This is a genomic window from Erythrobacter sp. JB3-1 (assembly GCF_057364995.1).
This window is the reverse complement of sequence record NZ_CP200289.1, coordinates 2,902,162-2,919,530: the sequence shown is the minus strand read 5'-3', so window position 1 is coordinate 2,919,530 and position 17,369 is coordinate 2,902,162. Positions and strand designations below refer to the sequence as shown.

Sequence of the window (17,369 nt, the reverse complement as noted above, 5' to 3'; positions counted from 1 at the left end):
ATGGCTGCTAAGAAAACTATCAAGATCAAACAGATTGGTTCGCCGATCCGTCGTCCAGAAAGTCAGCGTAAGATCCTGATCGGCCTGGGCCTCAACAAGATGCACAAAGTTGTCGAGCGTCAGGACACCCCTGAAGTTCGCGGCGCGGTCGCAAAGATCCCGCATCTGGTTGAAGTGGTTGACTAAAATTTGGTGAGCTCCCGCGAAGGCGGGAGCCGCCTGCCTCTGGCATAGCGCTGGTGGCATAAGGTCCCCGCCTTCGCGGGGACTCGCAATTTGAAGCGCGAACAAAAGCGAAAGCGAGTGCACACATGAAACTCAATGACATCCGTGACAATGAAGGCGCCCGTAAAGGACGCATGCGCAAGGGCCGTGGTATCGGTTCTGGCAAAGGCAAAACCGCGGCCCGCGGTCAGAAGGGCCAAAAGAGCCGTTCCGGCGTAGCGATCAAGGGCTTTGAAGGCGGCCAAATGCCGCTTCACATGCGCCTGCCAAAGCGCGGCTTCAACAACCCGTTCGGCAAAGACTTTGCAGAGATCAACATTGGCATGGTCCAAAAGTTCATCGATGCGAAGAAGCTCGACGGCAAGAAAGCTATCGACGAAGCGGCTCTGCGTGAAGCAGGTCTGGTTCGCGGCGGCAAAGACGGTGTTCGTTTGCTCGGCAAGGGCGAACTGAAAGCCAAGGTCAAATTCGTCGTTGCTGGTGCGTCTAAGGGCGCCATCGAAGCGGTTGAAAAGGCCGGCGGCAGCGTCGAAGTCGTTGTCGTGAAGAAGCCTTCGGGCAAGCCGAACCCTGAAAAAGCGGCAGCAAAAAGCAAATAATGCGGGTATTGGTGAGCGAGGGGTTCGACATTCGGCTCCTCGCTCCCTATCTAATCCTTCGTGCATAGACCGGTGAGGGCCGGTTGGTCTGTTTTACGGGCTTGCTGGACGGCAAGGACACCCAAGGACGGGCTATTAGCCAGACGCTAGGATCGATATTTAGACATGGCATCACGCGCCGATTCAATCGCGAGCAATATGAGCCTCGCCAATTTCTCCAAAGCCACGGAGTTGCGCCAGCGTATCTGGTTCACCATCGGTGCGCTTATTGTCTTCCGCTTTTTGAGCTTTGTTCCGCTGCCCGGGGTCAATCCATTGATCCTGGAAACGCTGTATGACCAAACGCGCGGCGGCATTCTTGACCTGTTCAACACATTTTCCGGCGGCAGCCTGGAGCGGATGAGTCTCATCGCGCTCGGCGTTATGCCGTACATCACCGCCTCGATCGTGGTGCAGATGGCCTCGGCCTTGCACCCAACGCTCGCGGCGCTGAAAAAGGAGGGCGCAACCGGGCGTCAAAAACTCAACCAATACACCCGCTATGGCACGGTTTTCTTGTGCATCATTCAGGGCTGGTTCCTAGCTGCAGGCCTGGAAAGCTTTGGCGCGCAAAGCGGGCTGCAAGCGGTCGTCAATCCGGGCTATATGTTCCGCGTCGGCGCAGTGATCAGCCTTGTCGGCGGCACTATGTTCCTGCTGTGGCTGGGTGAGCAAATCACCTCGCGCGGGATCGGTAATGGCGTCTCGCTGATCATTATGGCGGGCATCGTCGCGCAGTTCCCGACCTTCGTGTCAAACATGTTTGAGGGCGGCCGCACAGGTTCGATCTCGCTTGGCCTGATCGTTGGTTTTGCCATTATGGTTGTGGTGTTGATCCTGGTGATCTCCTTCGTGGAGCGGGCCCAGCGGCGCTTGCTGATCCAATATCCTAAGCGCGCCACGCAAAATGGCGTGATGCAGGCGGATCGCTCGCACTTACCGCTTAAGCTCAACACCGCTGGTGTTATCCCGCCAATCTTCGCAAGCTCGCTGTTGCTGCTGCCGCTGACGATTACTCAGTTCGCTGGCGCCCCAACCGGCGAAGAAGGCGCAGGCGGCTTTGCACAAAGCCTGTTGTTCTACCTCCAGCCAGGTGAGTGGATTTACCTCACGCTCTATGCGCTGGGTATCATTTTCTTCTGTTTCTTCTACACCGCAGTTGTGTTCAACCCGGAAGAGACGGCGGACAATCTCAAGAAGAACGGCGGCTTCATTCCGGGCATTCGTCCGGGTAAGCGGACGGCGGATTATCTCGAATATGTCCTCACCCGCATCACTGTGGTCGGCGCGCTCTATCTTGCGGTCGTCTGTGTGCTGCCGGAATATGTTATTCGCCAGACCGGCCTGCCGCTGTTCCTTGGCGGTACCAGCCTGTTGATTGTGGTGAACGTCACAGTCGATACGATCAGCCAAGTGCAGTCGCATTTGCTGGCGCACCAATATGGTGACCTGATCAAAAAGGCGAAACTTAAGGGTCGTAAGCGCTAATCGGCGCGCGAGCATCTGGGGGATTTTGCGATGAACATCATTCTTCTTGGCCCTCCGGGTGCCGGTAAGGGCACGCAAAGTGCCGGACTAGTAGAGCGGCACGCGATGGTGCAGCTTTCCACCGGCGACATGTTGCGTGCGGCGGTGAAGGCTCAAACGCCAGTTGGTCTAAAGGCCAAGGCTGTGATGGATGCGGGCGAGCTTGTTTCTGACGAGATCGTTGCTGATCTGATCGATGCTGAACTGGCGGCGATGGACGCTGGTACGGGCGCTATCTTCGATGGCTATCCGCGCACGGCATCACAGGCGGAAACGCTGGACGGAATTCTCAGAAAACATGGCCGCACTCTTGATCACGTGATTGAGCTGGGCGTCGATATTGATGCTTTGGTCGAGCGGATCACTGGCCGTTTCAGCTGCGCGAATTGCGGTGCTCTCTATCACGACACGGCGAACCCACCGGCGTCTGAGGGTGTGTGCGACAGTTGTGGACACACAGAATTCAAGCGTCGTCCTGATGACAACGAAGAAACTGTCCGCACTCGGATGGCGGTCTATCGCGGCGAAACCGCGCCGATCCTGCCGGGCTATGAAGCGCGCGGGATCGTGACGCGAGTGGACGGCATGGCTGGCATCACCGGTGTCGCCAACGCGATTGACGCGGTGCTCGCTTAAGCGGGCAATTGGCGGGGCAGGGGACGAACTCTGCTCTTTCACACATTATCGGCATCGCCTAAACCGCCTCGCATAGAGATGCGAAGAGGACAATTGTGATGCGTGTAGTTTTGGCTGGTTTGGCGGCATTGTTGGCGGCTCAGCCGGTTGCTGCTGAAGTGATTGCGACCAGCGAGAATGGCTTTGTGACCCGCGATGAGGCGGTGGTGGAGGCCAACCCCAAAGCGGTTTGGCTGGCGCTGATTTCGCCCGCTCGCTGGTGGAATTCCTCGCACACATGGTCTGGCGATTCAGCTAACCTCACCATTACCCCGCAGGCAGGCGGATGCTTTTGCGAGCGCATTCCTGAAGATCCTGACCCAGAGAAGATCACGCTTGAAGGCAGCGTTGAGCACATGCGTGTGATCCAGGCCTATCCAGAGCGCGCTTTGCGAATGCAGGGCGCACTGGGCCCACTGCAAAGTGAGCCAGTGACCGGCATTCTGACCGTTGCAATCAGCGAAGTCGAGGAAGGCACCAAGATCGTCTGGGAATACAATGTCGGCGGCTCCATGCGCTATAAGATTGGCGAGATTTCCGCAGCGGTTGGCGGAGTGATGACCCAGCAATTGTCCGGCCTCGCGCAAAGTCTTGGCATCGTCTCGGGTCCGGCGCCCGCCAGCGACGATGCTGATGACGCGAGCGAAGAAGCGAGCGCGGACGAAAGCTCTGAAGAACGCCCAGAAGGGCCAGCAGATGAAACGGGCGAGGGCACCACCAGCGCGATTGGCGATGACTTTCTCGAGGGTGTTGAAAGCGCCAATTAGTACAGGCGCCAAGACTAGTTTTCCGCAGGTTTATAGGCCCAGTTTTGACCTTGCGCTCGCAGCGCGCTAAATTGCAAAGCATCACTAGTGAGCAAAGCGGGCATGCCTCGCGCAATTTTGCCGCTAAACGGTTCCACCGGACGAACTATTTCGTCCGATCGTCGCGCTATGATTTGCTAGCGGTTGACGCGCTGCGCGAATCGTCTTAAGCGCGCCCTTCATTCGAGATTTTCGAACCGAGTCCGGCAGGTAGCCTTATTGATTGGATGCCAACCGGGCTTTTTGCCGTTTAAGCGGTTTTGGCATGTGTCAGATCGGCTGAGCGGCGGCGGAAGTCTTAAGTGAAGCGTTGAGATAGGGGTGGGTTGCATGTCGCGCTCATGTCCCTGTGGAGCATGGAGAATTAAGTGGCTCGTATTGCTGGGGTGAACATCCCTACAAATAAGCGTGTTATTATCGCGCTTACCTATATTCACGGCATTGGTCGCACGACCGCCGTGAAAATCGCTGACAAGCTTGGCATTGATCACTCTGCACGTGTGCAAGATCTTTCTGATGAAGAAGTTTTGCGTATTCGTGAGGCGATTGACGCTGATCACACCGTCGAAGGCGACCTGCGTCGCAACACCGCGATGAACATCAAGCGCCTGATGGACCTTCGGTCTTATCGCGGCCTGCGTCATCGTAATGGATTGCCTGTGCGCGGTCAGCGCACTCACACCAACGCCCGCACCCGCAAGGGTAAGGCCAAGCCGATCGCCGGCAAGAAGAAGTAAGCCTTGCTTGGGTCTTCCCAAGCGAGCTTTTACCTTCTGACGAGTTAAAGGATTTAGCCAAATGGCACGCGAACCAGGTCGGGTTAAAAAACGCGACAAAAAGAATATCAGCAGCGGCGTTGCTCACATCAACGCCAGCTTTAACAACACGATGATCACCATCACCGATGCACAAGGCAATGCGATCAGCTGGTCCAGTGCTGGCATGATGGGCTTCAAAGGTAGCCGTAAATCGACGCCTTATGCAGCCCAGGTTGCCGCCGATGATGCCGGCAAGAAAGCCGCTGAGCATGGTGTTCGCACTTTGGAAGTCGAAGTGAAAGGCCCAGGCTCTGGCCGTGAGAGCGCATTGCGCGGTCTTGCAGCTGTCGGCTTCAACATCACATCTATCCGCGATGTGACGCCAATCCCGCACAACGGCGTTCGTCCGTCTAAGCGGCGCCGCGTCTAAACCGTCCCAGTTCGGCGGCCCTGGTGGCCGTCGCAACAATCCGGCGGCCAAAGCGCAGTTCGCGAAAGCGCCAAGGCCCGCCGATAATTTGAACCGCTGCATAGCGAATTAGGGGAAATCCATGTCCGTCAATACGAAGAACTGGCAGGAACTTAAGAAACCCAACGCTCTCGAAATCAAGGAAGGCGGCGATAAGTCTCGCAAGACGACATTCGTTGCTGAGCCGCTTGAGCGCGGCTTTGGTCTGACACTCGGTAATGCGTTGCGCCGGGTACTGTTGTCCTCATTGCAGGGAGCAGCGATCACCTCGATCAAGATTGAAAACGTACTGCATGAATTCTCGTCGCTCGCCGGTGTGCGTGAGGACGTGACCGATATCGTGCTGAATGCAAAGCAAATCTCTTTGAAGATGGAAGGCGAAGGCGCGAAACGTCTGCAGCTTTCCGCGACTGGTCCAGCTGAAGTCACCGCCGGTGACATCGCCGTGTCTGGCGATATCGAAGTGATGAACAAGGACTTGGTCCTGTGTCACTTGGACGAAGGCGCGACGCTCAATATGGAGCTGACCGCTGACGTGGGCAAAGGCTACACGCCTGCTGTTCAGAACCGTCCGGTTGATGCGCCGATTGGCCTGATCCCGATTGACTCGCTTTATTCGCCAGTCCGTCAGGTCAGCTACAAGGTTGAAAACGCCCGCGTCGGTCAAGAGCTTGACTATGATAAGCTCAGCCTCACGGTTGAAACCGATGGCACTGTGACCCCAGAAGATGCCGTGGCCTATGCTGCTCGCATTCTTCAGGATCAGCCGACCCTGTTCGTCCACTTCGAAGATGGCATTCCGCAGCCGCAAAGCGCGATGATCGGCCAGGCCGCTCAGCCGCAAGAGGACGATGCGAACCAGCTCAACCGTTACCTTCTCAAGAAGGTCGACGAGCTGGAACTCTCGGTCCGCTCTGCCAACTGCCTCAAGAACGACAACATCATCTACATCGGCGATCTGGTTCAAAAGACCGAAGCCGAGATGCTGCGCACACCAAACTTTGGCCGCAAGTCGCTTAATGAGATCAAGGAAGTTCTCTCCAGCATGGGTCTGCGCCTCGGCATGGACATTCCAGGCTGGCCACCAGAGAACATCGAAGAAATGGCCAAGAAGCTCGAACAAGAGCTGCTGGGTTAAAAATTGCGTGAGTCCCCGCGAAGGCGGGGACTCTTGCAACAAGAGAGCCACGCCTGCGCGGGGGTTCACATTGGGAGAAGGTGACAGCCCATAACGGTCACCAGCTTTGGGCTACCTGATACGGGCCCCAATCGAACTGAAGGAAGATATAATGCGTCACGGAATTTCACAGCGTAAGCTGAGCCGTAAGTCGGGCCACCGTAAGGCTCTGTTCCGCAACATGGCAGCGGCTCTGATCAAGCACGAGCAGATCCAGACCACTCTGCCAAAGGCGAAAGAATTGCGCCCGTATGTTGAGAAGCTGATCACGCTGGCAAAGCGTGGCGGCCTGTCAAACCGCCGTCTGGCTCAGTCGCGTCTGCTAGACGAGACCCAGCTGAAGAAGCTGTTTGACGTTCTGGCTGAGCGTTACAGCGACCGTGATGGTGGCTATACCCGCGTGATCAAGGCTGGCTACCGCGCCAGCGATAGCGCGCAGCTCGCAATCATCGAATTGGTTGAGCGCGATCCAGAAGCTAAGGGCCAAGACAGCGGTCCGGTTATGTCTGACGAATATGACGAAGAAGAAGTCGCGGCGTAAGCTGAGCTTCTCTTTTGAGACAGCAAAGGGCTGGCGGAGCGATCCGCCGGCCCTTTTTGTTATGCGGCGCCGGATGCATGGCTTTTCTTTTGATACGCTGCGGCTAGTGTCAGGCGCATGAAGACCACACTCATGGCCGCCGCAGGCGCTGCTCTCGCTCTCACATTATTCTCCCCCGCTCCGGCAGCCGCTCAATCGGCGCAGGAACGCTTGGATGCGCGCTACGACCGCGCGCTTGCGGCAGGGTACAAGGCGTTGATGCTGTGCAGCGGGATTGCGAACTCCGAACGCGTGGGTTCAGGCCGTACGCCGGAGCAAATCCATGAGTGGGAATTGACGGGTATTCAGGCACCGCTTGATGATATTATCCGTGATCTTCCTTACGAGATTGTGCGGGGCGAACCGATTGAGTTTCAAAGTCCAAAGGCTGGTTTCGTGCGCCATGTCGAGGTGAGTTGGGCCGACGATATGCCGCCTAGGATTGCGGAGTATCGCGGCAGAAATGGTTGTGCGGTTCTGCCCATGGGGACGAATCTTGGCACCTTAACGGACAAAACCGTTCAAATGCGGCTCCAGTCACCTGTCGTTCCTCCGCCTATCGTAGAATCGAGCGAGCGGCTTTCCGTGGCCTTGCGAGACAAGACGATGGACATCATCGAGCGCGACCACGCCAGGTTTCAGGAAACTGCGCAATTGGCCTTCAGTGACATGTATGGCGCCGGCTCCCGTACCACCGCAGTCTTGATAAGTCAGAACAAACGCATGCGCTTTGAAGGCTTTGCAGATGGCTACAGCCGTAATACACCGCAGCGCACTTGGTCTGTGGCAAAGAGCATTGCCGCGACATTTATCGGGATGGCTGTCTTGGACGGCGCGGCGGATGTTGCTCAAAGCGCGGGGCTGGGTGAGGGCGAGGGCGATCCTCGGTCAGCAATTACTATCGACCACGCGCTGCGGATGGCGACAGGTCGATATTCAGACACAGCAGGAAATCGCACCGACCCTCTGTATTGGGGCGGGACCACTGTTGACGAGCGGGCCCGCAACTGGCCGCTCGTTCACAAGCCCGGTACGGTTTACCGCTATGCAAACAACGATACTCTGGTGGCCATTGAGCCGATCCAGAAGTGGATTGACGACAAAGAGCCCGAAAAGCTCGCTGATCTGCTCGGCATGTTTGATACGTCGATTGAGAAGGATTGGCAGGGAAACTATGTTCTTTCCAGCCAGGTCTGGGCATCGGGGGCAGATCTCATGTCTTTGGGTCAGTTGTATCTCGACAAGGGCAAACATCGGACCGGAGATCAGCGTTTTCCTGAGGGCTGGCGCGATTATGTCTCCACCCCGTCCGGCCCTCAGCCAGAAGGCACTGACTGGGGCTATGGCGCTGGGTGGTGGACGTTCCGCCGTCCTGAAGGAAACGCGTTTGAGGGCATCCCTGACGACGCCTTCGCCGCGCGCGGCAACCGCGGGCAATATGTCGTGGTTGTGCCTTCCCGCAATGTCGTGATCGTGCGCCGGGGCGAGGATATGGTCGGCACGCGCTTTGATATTGCCGCGTTTACCCGCGATGTGCTTGCCCAGCTGGATTGATCCACCGAGGGTAGAAACTGTGATGTTCAGATAAGTCTGTATAAACCTGAACAATCGCTGCAAGGGTCAGTCAGGCTTAGACAATAGCGAATCATCCATAAGGGGTTTGTAGCCGGGACACCCCCGTTTCGGCGCAACCCGAGGATGAAACCCTATGACGAAATTGACCAATATGTTGGCCAAGGGCACGCTCGGGACTGTCGCGGCAGGCGCGATGGCCCTGGCATCTGCAACTCCAGCCATGGCGCAAGAACGCCATCGTGACCGCGGCATTGACGCAGGCGATGTGATCGCTGGCGCTGTGATTATCGGTGGAATTGCCGCTTTGGCAGGCGCCTTTGATAATGACCGCGACCGCAATTATCGAGATCGCAACCGGAATTACGACAATCGCAATTATAACACCCGTGTAAACTACAACACGCGCAGCAATCCGCGCGGTGCAGTGGATCGGTGTGTCCGAGCAGCCGAAAACCAGGCACGCAGGTTTGGCGGATATCGGTTCGCCGATGTGACGCAGATCCGCGATGTTGATCGCACCCGCAATGGTTACCGCGTTAAAGGCCGGATCATTGTTGACGGATCGCGCGGATATAACCGCAACCGTTCTGACCGCGGCAGTTTCACCTGCTACGTAGGCGGACAGCGCGGCGCCCAGGTCGATTTTAACGGCGTTCGCGGGCTTCGGTAATATCCGGTCCAACAGATCTCTATGACCACCAGTGTGGGCGGTTCAGGCAAGTGTAAGCCTGGGCCGCCTATGCGCATAGGCACAAGAGAGCGATTGGTGGCACGCTCATCCGCAACAGGAGGGACTCCAATGGCCCATATGAAGTATTTTGGCGTATTGACCGGCATAGCAGCGGCAAGCGCTTTGTCCGCTGCGCCAGCAAGCGCGGCTGAACTGTCAAATAGCGCAGCACCAACAAGTCTGGCTGAGGGGACGTTTTCCAGCGCTCCCGCATTTGACTTGTTCACGCCAGAGGCAGAGGCGGCTGACTATTTCGGGTATCGCCGGTATCGCGGCTATCGGCGTCACCGCCGGGTGGATGCTGGTGACGTGGTTGCAGGTGTCCTGATCCTTGGCGGGATTGCCGCAATCGCTAGCGCAGCGTCCAACAACAAGCGCGACCGGGACCGGGACCGCGACTATGATCGGCGCGACCGTGACTATGACAACCGTGATCGCCGCCGGGGCGACAGCCGCTCTGACGGCGGCTCTGGCATCGACAATGCCGTATCACGCTGTGTGAACCAGATTGAGCGTGACGTGCGGGTTGAAGGCGTGGACAGCGTTGACCGCACGGGCGAGGGCTGGCGCGTGACCGGCTCAATCTACAATGGTGATCGCTTCACCTGTCAGATTGGCAATGATGGCCGGGTCAGCAATGTTAACTTTGGCGGCGGTTTCTCCGGCGCGTCTGCTGACGATGTGGACGACCGCCAGCTGAGCGATGATCGCTACACCGAGGCACGCCGTGCGCGCGGCATGTCTGAGCCTGATCGCCGCTATCAAGCGGCAGTGGTGCGGCCAGCGCCAGAAAACTCGGCGCAACCAGCCTATCCGGGCGGACCATTGCCGGGTGAGAGCTTTGACGACCGGGTGGATGGCGACATCGGCGGTTAAGCCTGAGCCAGACGGTTAAGGTCTGAAACTTGAAGGAAGGGGCGGGCTATTCCGCCCCTTTTTTCATGGGGCTCTCTCGGTAAGACGGGAGTGAGATCTGCCATACGACCGCCGCCACGCGCAGCGCATAGCCTGCGGCAAACGCGATGGCCCAAACGGCCATATTGGGCAGGCCGAGATGCGTTGCTGCCAGCATTCCTGCCACGGTCAGAGATGCGCTCAGCGCGGCGGCCGTGACGTAAAGCTCTGGCCGCATGATCACCGATGGGCGGCCGGCCACGACATCGCGGATGATCCCGCCGACACAGCCGGTGATGATCCCCATCAGCGCGGCGGGCACTGGCGGAATGCCGTATGCGGTCGCCTTTGCCGCGCCCAGCACCGCATAGGCGGCGAGCCCAGCGCCATCAGCGATATCGAACAATTTGCCTTCCCAGAACCGGGTCGGGGTGAACCAGGCGAACAATGCGGTGGACAGGCAGATGGCCGCCACCCACGGGTCCGTGATCCAAAACACTGGCGCATCGATCAGCAAATCGCGCACCGTGCCTCCGCCCACGCCCGTGACGAGTGCGAAGAACGCCATGGTGACAAAGGTCTGACGTTCCTTGGCGGCGATGACCGCGCCAGACAGAGCGAAGATCGCGATGCCAACGACATCGAGAATATCGAGAACCGGGGTAAGAATTTCCTCGTTCATGCCTGGATCGCCGCGTCCGTGCTGCGGCGGGTTTTGCGCCTGCGAAACATCAGGATCGAGCCAAGCAGAGAACCGATCAGGCCCAAGGCTGCGAACAGGATCAGTGTCGGGTGGCTGCTATCCTCCCGCTCTGAAAGGTCCATGATATGCAAGCCCCACATGAAATCGAACCAGCGCCACCAGCCGGTGCGCACCGCCTCGATCTCGCCCGTGTCGCGCCCGATGTAGATATGCGCGCCATCCTCCAGCGCGACCTGCCACACCGGCATGGGGCGGCGGAAATCAAACGGGACTTCATCCGCTTCAAAGAAGGTAACACTGCGCACTTTGTCTCCGCCGACGATGCGTTCCGCCACAATCGCGCGGGCCTGAGCGCTGTCCAGCGGAGCGATGCGTTCACCACTGGTCATATCGACCCGGGTTATAGCGCCATCGAGCGCGGTCAGGATCGCGACCGCGCGGCCATCCTGCATAACGGCGCGCATTTCTTTTAGCGCGGCCTCGCTGGTGGCAAGCTCGCTATCGGGCAGGATCAGGGGTTGCTCAGGTGTCTCAATGCGCAGGTGATTGCCGCGCACTTCCTCAATTGGCTTAGCGACCATGAACAGGCCGGTAGCGGTCCACATCACAATCGGCACGCCGACGAGCCATCCTAGCCACACATGCCATTTGGCGAACGTACGCATGAGCCGCTGTATCCAGGTTTTGCGGGTCATGCCAAGTCCTTTGTGGGCGAATCTAGCCGTGTAGAATTTCGCCTATGGCTTTGGCTGCGTTGATGCAATCGAGATCAGACCAGCGCGGTCCCATTACCTGCATTCCGCACGGCAGGGTCGCGCCGCGATCGGTGCCAGACCCGATGGGCAGGCAGGTCGCCGGCAGGTTGGGGAAGGTCGCAAGGCCCGCCCATGTCAGGCCAGCGCCCGCGGGCATCTCCGCGCCATTGACGTGCAAGGTGGCATCGAAGATCGAGCCATCTCTATGCGGCACGGCCAGCACCGGCGCAGGCGGGGCGAGGACAAAGTCGTAGGTCTCAAACACGCGCTCCCACGCGATCTCGTTGCGGGTCTGCGCATCCAGCAGGTCAAACCAGTCAGTGGCGGTCGCGCGTTTGCCATTGGGCGCAGGGGCGCCGCGCGCCATCGCGGTGTTCATCATCCTCAGGTAATCGGCCTGTTGCTGAGCGAGATCGGGCAGCAGATCGCTGCTCCGGTCGATGCTCACACCTGCGGCCTCAAGAGCCGCCAGCGCAGCTTCGGTCGGCGCGCGTACGCTGTCATCAATCGGGCTGTCCGGGTAATCCAGCACCGCTAGCAAGCGGCATTGCTTCAGCGGCTTGTCCCCCTCGCGGAGCGGCATGGAGGCACCGATCCGCATCAGCGCGGCAAGATCATCGGCATTGCGCGCCAATGGCCCGGCAATCGACAGCGCGCCATCGTGCCCATCTTTGCCCTTCATCGCCGGGTGATCATGGCCATGCTTCGACACTAGGCCCCAGCTGCTCTTATGCCCCCAGACCCCGCAGAAATGCGCCGGCACGCGGACAGAGCCGCCTATGTCCGTACCAAACTCGCAAGGCACCATTCCGCTGGTGACGGCGGCGGCGGATCCGCCGGATGATCCACCGGGCGAGCGCTCATGATCATGCGGATTGTTGGTGCGGCCATAGACTGGGTTGTTCGATTGCCAATCGGTGAGATCGGGCGGGACGTTGGTTTTGCCGATGAAGATGACGCCAGCGGCCTTGAGCTTCGCCACGAGCTTTGCGTCTCGCTTGGCGATATTGCCCGCAAATTGAGTGTGCCCCCAGGATGTGGGCAGCCCCTCAATGTCGAAGCTTTCCTTGATCGTCATCGGCACGCCAAACAGCGGCTGATAATTCGGGTCGCCTTTTGGGCGCGGCGTCACACCGTCGAGCGCGCGGGCCGCTTCACTAGCGCGCTCAAAATCCGGCACGGCCAGCGCATTTACATGGCCATCAAAATGCTCAATTCGGATGATCGCGGCATCCACCGCCTCCGCCGGGCTCATTTCACCAGCACGGATGGCCGCAGCCGTTTCAAGCGCGCCGGGTTTGTCGGTCAGTGTTGGATAGGCCAAATGATCATCCCCTCTAAAAACGCTTTAGCGGCTTAAAGCGACGCGAGAAAGCGGTCTTCAGCCTCATAGTCGAACAGGTCCCATGGATAGGCGGCAAGTTGTGGGAAGGCCGCGCGCCAGTCGTCGGGGTGGAGGTCTTTCAACCAGCCTACGGTTCGATCTAGGCCAGAGCCAATGCAAAAGTGGCCTGAACTTTCCGCTTTTTTATGGGAAACAATGAATGGCTTGGGCACAGACCAAGGAGTTCGGCCGACCATTTCGTCAGTGGGGGCATTCAACAGTTTGAAATCGACTTCGCAGTTTAGCAGGTTCGCAATGCCTTGACCGATCTCGGCGACCGATGGCGCGGGATCGTCTGCGATGTTGAAGATGCCGCCAAGGTCCTCATCGGCCATCTGCTGCGCACAACAAGCAAGGCAGAATGCGCTTGTCGTACTGAACTGGCTTTTGCCTTGGAACGCGAGAGGGATGGTCCGGCGACCATCCAATATACGCTTAACGAACCACCACTCGCGTGGGTGACGGCTGTACTCACCAAAAATTGCGCAGGGGCGCAGAACAGTCGCGCGATCACCAAAAGTGCTGAGAGCTTTGTTCTCCATACGGACTTTGCGGGTTGAGTAAGTCTCAGGTCCCGGAGTTACAGTTGCACAATCTTCCGCAATTGGCCCCTCGAATTCAGGGAAGCCATTTAGCGCGGCTTCATCCAGAGTTCGCCCCTCAGTGTCGCAGTATACGCTAGCCGAGGAGATCACCATTAGGCGACCAGTATGGTTCGGATCGTAACGGGCCGTGTCGACCTCATCAAAAGCAATTGTGTCAATGACGACGTCTGCTGATGGCGGCGCGTGTTCACCTACGGAGTATTCGACAAAGCGCTCGTAGTTATGGTTATGCCAAGAAGGCTGAGATCGCGCATACACTGTCACGTCCCAGCCATGGAAACCGAATTGGTACGCGGCGGTATGACCAATCTGTCCCGCTCCTATAATCGCAACAGAACGGGCCATATCCGGTGCCTCCTAGCCAATCACATATGGATGGGCTTGCCCGTCACGGCCATCGCCGCCTCTTTCACGGCCTCGGCGTGGGTCGGGTGCGCGTGGCAGGTGTAGGCGATGTCTTCTGACGTTGCGCCGAATTCCATCGCTACCGCTACTTCTGCGATCATCGTACCGGCCAGGCTGGCAACGATGTGCACGCCCAGCACGCGGTCCGTTTCGGCATCGGCGATAACTTTCACAAAGCCATCGGTGTCGCGGTTAGCCTTTGCGCGGCTGTTTGCCATCATCGGGAACTTGCCGACTTTGACCGTGTGGCCTGCTTCTTTCGCCGCCGCCTCGGTCATGCCGACATCGGCGAATTCCGGCATGGTGTAGACCACGCCTGGGATCACGTCGTGATTGATGATGCCGGTCTCGCCTGCGACGTTTTCTGCGCAAGCAATGCCTTCATCCTCGGCCTTGTGGGCGAGCATCGGGCCGGGGACACAGTCGCCGATGGCCCATACGCCGTCCACTTTGGTGCGGAAGTCGTGGCCGACCTCGATCTGGCCGCGCTTGTTGGTTTCAATCCCTATCTTGTCGAGCGCCAGGCCTTCGGTGTTGGGCCGGCGTCCGATTGAGACAAGCACGTGGCTGGCCTTGATCGTTTGTGCCTGTCCTGAGCCTGTCGAAGGGCCGCCTGCGGATTTCTCCACGCTCAGCGTTACGCCCTTGGCGGTCGCTTTTGCGCCGGTGACCTTGTGGCTGAGCATCAGCTCCATGCCTTGCTTTTTGAAGATCTTGCCTGCTTCCTTGCGAACATCCGCGTCCATTCCGGGCAGCAGCTGGTCGAGGAATTCGATCACAGTGACCTTCGCGCCGAGGCGACGCCAGACAGAGCCAAGCTCCAGCCCGATTACGCCGCCGCCGATCACGACGAGGTGCTCTGGCACTTCTTCAAGCTCTAGCGCGCCAGTGCTGTCGACGATGCGTTTGGCCGCATTGTCGACCTCAACGCCGGGCAGGGGCGTGACCGAGGAGCCGGTGGCGATGATGATGTCTTTCGCGGTGACCGTTTCCGCCTGTCCTGAGCCTGTCGAAGGGGCGACTTTCACCGAATGCGCATCTTCAAATGCGGCGTGACCCTTGATCCAGGTGACCTTATTCTTCTTGAACAGGAATTCGATTCCGCCCGTGAGCTCGCCCACGGCCTTGTCCTTCTCCGCCATCATCACGCCCAGATCGAGCTTTGGCTTGGCGGTGATGCCCCATTTGGCGAAATGACCACCATCGGCCTCTTCAAACAGCTCAGAACCGTGCAGCAGTGCCTTTGAAGGGATGCACCCGACGTTGAGGCATGTGCCGCCCAGCGTCTCGCGGCTTTCAACGCAGGCCGTTTTCAGGCCCAGCTGCGCCGCGCGAATTGCGGCGACATAGCCGCCCGGTCCCGCGCCAATGACAAGGCAATCGTAGTCGTAATTCTCAGCCATCAATAACTCCGCTCATCCTGAGCTTGTCGAAGGATTGTCCTTCACTTGGTGTCCGTTGCTCAAAAGTGAAGAGCAGGGCTTCGACAGGCTCAGCCCGAACGGATTAGTGTGTTGCGTATAAATCGATCAGTATCCGGATTGGTTCGTTGATCGCTTCCTTGGCCTTAGCCCTCTGCGGCCACGCCCGTTTCGGCGATGCACGCGTCCATAATCTCTTGTGATTTAGCAGGGAGAGGAGCGAGTTCCATACCCACCTCTTCGATGACTTTGCCAGCGCCGCAATCACACACGGTCTTGGCGGTGTCTTCATCCGCGCCGGTGGCAACGGCAGACTTCACGCAGGATTCAACGAAGTTGGTGCGGAATTCCGCTTCCTTGTCTTCCTGCGACGCGCCGCAAGCGGCCAGAGTGACGGCTGAGGCGGCGATGATTGCAAACTTGATGCGCATAGTTAGTCCTTCCTAGAACCTCATTCAGGTCGGGCGATCGATCTAGATGCCTGCCTTGGCTTCGCATTCGGCGGTTATGGATTTGAGTTCGTCTTGATCGATTTCAGCGCGTTCGCCGAGGCCATCCGATGGCAGGTCCGTTACCTCAACCATGCCATCGGCAACGCAATCGCAGACAGCTTCTTTCTGTTCAGCAGAAACGCTGCCGCCGACGTAATTCATCGTGCAGGAGCCATACATGCCCGTTCTGAAATTCTCTTCGATCTTCGCCTCAAGCTCTGGGTCGCCGCCGCAAGCGGCCAGGGCGGTCGCACATGCGCCGAGGATGAGAGTGGTGGTGAATGTTTTCATCTGTTCTTCCAATCGTATGATGGAGAGTGACTTAAAGGTCGATCAGCATCCGGGTTGGATCTTCGATCGCTTCCTTGATGATCTTCAGCGCGGTCACAGCCTCACGGCCATCGATCAGTCGGTGATCATAGCTGAGGGCGAGATACATCATTGGGCGGATCACAACCTCTCCGTTGATCGCGACCGGGCGGTCTTCGATCCGGTGAAGGCCGAGCACGGCGCTTTGCGGCGCGTTGATGATCGGCGTTGACATCAGCGATCCGAACACACCGCCATTGGAAATGGTGAAGGTACCGCCGGTCATGTCGGCCATGGTCAGCGTGCCTTCCTTAGCGCGCTTGCCAAAGTCGGCGATGTCTTTCTCGATCCCGGCAAAGCCCTTTTTATCGCAGTCGCGAACGACCGGAACGACAAGGCCGTTGGGTGCGGATACGGCGACAGAGATGTCGACATAATCGTGATAAACGATTTCATCGCCTTCGATATACGCGTTGACTGATGGCACATCCTTCAGCGCGAGGCAGGCTGCCTTGGCGAAGAAGCCCATGAAGCCGAGGCGGATATCGTGCTTCTTCGCGAACAGGTCTTTGTATTTGCTGCGCGCTTCGATGACCGCGCTCATATCGCAATCGTTGAAGGTGGTGAGCAGCGCGGCGGTGTCCTGCGCGCCTTTCAAACGTTTCGCGATGGTCTGGCGCATCCGCGTCATCTTCACGCGTTCGTCATTGCGGCCAGCGCTTGGCGCGGCTGTGCCAGCGGGCGTTGCAGCTGCTGGGGCAGGGGAGGCTGCTGGTGTAGGATCGCCCTTCGCCTTCGCCGCGGCCAGCACGTCTTCCTTGGTAAGGCGGCCGTCTTTGCCAGTGCCTTTGATGGTCGAGGGATCAACGCCGTGCTCCAGAACCGCGCGGCGGACTGCTGGGGAAAGCGTTTGCGCGGCGGCTTGCAGATCATCGGAGCCTTCCGCTTTGGCTGCTGGTGCCGGAGTGTCTGCCTTGGCTGTTGACGTTGGTCCTGGGCCTGCGTCTGCATCAACGGTTGCTATTACAGCCCCCACTTCGACTGTGTCGCCAACTTCAGCTCTGTGTTCCATCAGAACGCCCCCGATGGGCGAGGGCACATCAACGGCGACCTTATCGGTCTCTAGGCTGACAATCGGCTCGTCAGCGGCAACAGTGTCACCGGGCTGTTTGAGCCATTCGCCAATAGTGCCTTCGGTGACGGATTCGCCGAGCGCTGGGACTGTAATATCTTGGGCCATAA

The 17,369-nt window shown here is 58.5% G+C and carries 20 protein-coding genes; 12 read left to right on the top strand and 8 right to left on the bottom strand.

The annotated features are described in order from the left end of the window. The 12 genes from rpmD to AC0V6M_RS13850 all read left to right on the top strand — a co-directional run bounded on the left by rpmD (position 1) and on the right by AC0V6M_RS13850 (position 10,036). Entirely contained in the window at positions 1–186 is a 186-nt protein-coding gene (gene rpmD, locus AC0V6M_RS13905) for a 50S ribosomal protein L30 (protein WP_472644979.1), read from the top strand. Between the two features lie 125 nt (positions 187–311). Further along, entirely contained in the window at positions 312–824 is a 513-nt protein-coding gene (rplO, locus tag AC0V6M_RS13900; protein ID WP_486139391.1) for a 50S ribosomal protein L15, read from the top strand. A gap of 165 nt (positions 825–989) precedes the next feature. Further along, complete coding sequence (gene secY, locus AC0V6M_RS13895; RefSeq protein ID WP_486139390.1) at positions 990–2,351, top strand: preprotein translocase subunit SecY; 1,362 nt, start codon at positions 990–992, stop codon at positions 2,349–2,351. Between the two features lie 30 nt (positions 2,352–2,381). After that, on the top strand, positions 2,382–3,026 hold the full coding sequence (locus tag AC0V6M_RS13890; RefSeq protein WP_486139389.1) for an adenylate kinase: 645 nt from the start codon (positions 2,382–2,384) through the stop codon (positions 3,024–3,026). 98 nt (positions 3,027–3,124) lie between these two features. Beyond that, a complete protein-coding gene (locus AC0V6M_RS13885) occupies positions 3,125–3,832 on the top strand; it encodes an SRPBCC family protein (protein ID WP_486139388.1) in 708 nt (235 codons plus the stop codon). Between the two features lie 407 nt (positions 3,833–4,239). Then, positions 4,240–4,608 carry a 30S ribosomal protein S13 gene (gene rpsM, locus AC0V6M_RS13880; RefSeq protein WP_486139387.1) on the top strand — a complete coding sequence of 123 codons (369 nt, stop codon included), beginning with the start codon at positions 4,240–4,242 and terminating at the stop codon, positions 4,606–4,608. 61 nt (positions 4,609–4,669) lie between these two features. Then, positions 4,670–5,059, top strand: coding sequence for a 30S ribosomal protein S11 (gene rpsK, locus AC0V6M_RS13875; RefSeq protein WP_472638980.1), 390 nt, complete (start codon positions 4,670–4,672; stop codon positions 5,057–5,059). Between the two features lie 121 nt (positions 5,060–5,180). Then, positions 5,181–6,236: a DNA-directed RNA polymerase subunit alpha gene (locus AC0V6M_RS13870; protein WP_486139386.1), complete on the top strand. Its 1,056-nt coding sequence runs from the start codon at positions 5,181–5,183 to the stop codon at positions 6,234–6,236. Positions 6,237–6,387: 151 nt separating this feature from the next. Then, complete coding sequence (gene rplQ / locus AC0V6M_RS13865) at positions 6,388–6,816, top strand: 50S ribosomal protein L17 (protein ID WP_472644985.1); 429 nt, start codon at positions 6,388–6,390, stop codon at positions 6,814–6,816. A gap of 117 nt (positions 6,817–6,933) precedes the next feature. Next, on the top strand, positions 6,934–8,409 hold the full coding sequence (locus AC0V6M_RS13860) for a serine hydrolase domain-containing protein (protein ID WP_486139385.1): 1,476 nt from the start codon (positions 6,934–6,936) through the stop codon (positions 8,407–8,409). 154 nt (positions 8,410–8,563) lie between these two features. After that, positions 8,564–9,100: a hypothetical protein gene (locus tag AC0V6M_RS13855; protein ID WP_486139384.1), complete on the top strand. Its 537-nt coding sequence runs from the start codon at positions 8,564–8,566 to the stop codon at positions 9,098–9,100. 129 nt (positions 9,101–9,229) lie between these two features. Continuing rightward, complete coding sequence (locus AC0V6M_RS13850; protein WP_486139383.1) at positions 9,230–10,036, top strand: hypothetical protein; 807 nt, start codon at positions 9,230–9,232, stop codon at positions 10,034–10,036. A 46-nt stretch (positions 10,037–10,082) separates the two neighbouring features. On the opposite strand, the gene AC0V6M_RS13845 is transcribed toward AC0V6M_RS13850, so the two are convergent. The 8 genes from AC0V6M_RS13845 to odhB form a co-directional block, all read right to left on the bottom strand. Then, entirely contained in the window at positions 10,083–10,736 is a 654-nt protein-coding gene (locus tag AC0V6M_RS13845; RefSeq protein WP_486139382.1) for a trimeric intracellular cation channel family protein, read from the bottom strand. After that, positions 10,733–11,452, bottom strand: a complete 720-nt coding sequence (locus tag AC0V6M_RS13840) for a PepSY domain-containing protein (protein WP_486139381.1) — start codon at positions 11,450–11,452, stop codon at positions 10,733–10,735. The genes AC0V6M_RS13845 and AC0V6M_RS13840 overlap by 4 nt, the downstream gene beginning before the upstream one ends. Positions 11,453–11,474: 22 nt before the next feature. Further along, positions 11,475–12,836, bottom strand: a complete 1,362-nt coding sequence (locus AC0V6M_RS13835; protein WP_486139380.1) for an amidase family protein — start codon at positions 12,834–12,836, stop codon at positions 11,475–11,477. A gap of 32 nt (positions 12,837–12,868) precedes the next feature. Further along, entirely contained in the window at positions 12,869–13,846 is a 978-nt protein-coding gene (locus AC0V6M_RS13830) for a Rossmann-fold NAD(P)-binding domain-containing protein (RefSeq protein WP_486139379.1), read from the bottom strand. A 20-nt stretch (positions 13,847–13,866) separates the two neighbouring features. Then, a complete protein-coding gene (lpdA, locus tag AC0V6M_RS13825; protein ID WP_486139378.1) occupies positions 13,867–15,309 on the bottom strand; it encodes a dihydrolipoyl dehydrogenase in 1,443 nt (480 codons plus the stop codon). A 164-nt stretch (positions 15,310–15,473) separates the two neighbouring features. After that, a complete protein-coding gene (locus tag AC0V6M_RS13820) occupies positions 15,474–15,758 on the bottom strand; it encodes a hypothetical protein (RefSeq protein WP_486139377.1) in 285 nt (94 codons plus the stop codon). 42 nt (positions 15,759–15,800) lie between these two features. Next, positions 15,801–16,109, bottom strand: coding sequence for a hypothetical protein (locus tag AC0V6M_RS13815; protein WP_486139376.1), 309 nt, complete (start codon positions 16,107–16,109; stop codon positions 15,801–15,803). A gap of 31 nt (positions 16,110–16,140) precedes the next feature. After that, the gene (gene odhB / locus AC0V6M_RS13810) at positions 16,141–17,367 is read right to left on the bottom strand and encodes a 2-oxoglutarate dehydrogenase complex dihydrolipoyllysine-residue succinyltransferase (RefSeq protein WP_486139375.1); all 1,227 of its coding nucleotides are present in this window, start codon (positions 17,365–17,367) and stop codon (positions 16,141–16,143) included. Between the last annotated feature and the right edge of the window lie 2 nt (positions 17,368–17,369).

What these genes read in the sequence shown, in the direction of transcription:
- AC0V6M_RS13845 (WP_486139382.1), bottom strand. Translation starts at nt 10,736, where the DNA reads ATGAACGAGGAAATTCTTACCCCGGTTCTCGATATTCTCGATGTCGTT.
- rplO (WP_486139391.1), top strand. Translation starts at nt 312, where the DNA reads ATGAAACTCAATGACATCCGTGACAATGAAGGCGCCCGTAAAGGACGC.
- AC0V6M_RS13820 (WP_486139377.1), bottom strand. Translation starts at nt 15,758, where the DNA reads ATGCGCATCAAGTTTGCAATCATCGCCGCCTCAGCCGTCACTCTGGCC.
- odhB (WP_486139375.1), bottom strand. Translation starts at nt 17,367, where the DNA reads ATGGCCCAAGATATTACAGTCCCAGCGCTCGGCGAATCCGTCACCGAA.
- rpsK (WP_472638980.1), top strand. Translation starts at nt 4,670, where the DNA reads ATGGCACGCGAACCAGGTCGGGTTAAAAAACGCGACAAAAAGAATATC.
- AC0V6M_RS13860 (WP_486139385.1), top strand. Translation starts at nt 6,934, where the DNA reads ATGAAGACCACACTCATGGCCGCCGCAGGCGCTGCTCTCGCTCTCACA.
- AC0V6M_RS13850 (WP_486139383.1), top strand. Translation starts at nt 9,230, where the DNA reads ATGGCCCATATGAAGTATTTTGGCGTATTGACCGGCATAGCAGCGGCA.
- AC0V6M_RS13840 (WP_486139381.1), bottom strand. Translation starts at nt 11,452, where the DNA reads ATGACCCGCAAAACCTGGATACAGCGGCTCATGCGTACGTTCGCCAAA.
- AC0V6M_RS13815 (WP_486139376.1), bottom strand. Translation starts at nt 16,109, where the DNA reads ATGAAAACATTCACCACCACTCTCATCCTCGGCGCATGTGCGACCGCC.
- AC0V6M_RS13890 (WP_486139389.1), top strand. Translation starts at nt 2,382, where the DNA reads ATGAACATCATTCTTCTTGGCCCTCCGGGTGCCGGTAAGGGCACGCAA.
- AC0V6M_RS13830 (WP_486139379.1), bottom strand. Translation starts at nt 13,846, where the DNA reads ATGGCCCGTTCTGTTGCGATTATAGGAGCGGGACAGATTGGTCATACC.
- AC0V6M_RS13870 (WP_486139386.1), top strand. Translation starts at nt 5,181, where the DNA reads ATGTCCGTCAATACGAAGAACTGGCAGGAACTTAAGAAACCCAACGCT.
- lpdA (WP_486139378.1), bottom strand. Translation starts at nt 15,309, where the DNA reads ATGGCTGAGAATTACGACTACGATTGCCTTGTCATTGGCGCGGGACCG.
- rpmD (WP_472644979.1), top strand. Translation starts at nt 1, where the DNA reads ATGGCTGCTAAGAAAACTATCAAGATCAAACAGATTGGTTCGCCGATC.
- rplQ (WP_472644985.1), top strand. Translation starts at nt 6,388, where the DNA reads ATGCGTCACGGAATTTCACAGCGTAAGCTGAGCCGTAAGTCGGGCCAC.
- secY (WP_486139390.1), top strand. Translation starts at nt 990, where the DNA reads ATGGCATCACGCGCCGATTCAATCGCGAGCAATATGAGCCTCGCCAAT.
- AC0V6M_RS13885 (WP_486139388.1), top strand. Translation starts at nt 3,125, where the DNA reads ATGCGTGTAGTTTTGGCTGGTTTGGCGGCATTGTTGGCGGCTCAGCCG.
- AC0V6M_RS13855 (WP_486139384.1), top strand. Translation starts at nt 8,564, where the DNA reads ATGACGAAATTGACCAATATGTTGGCCAAGGGCACGCTCGGGACTGTC.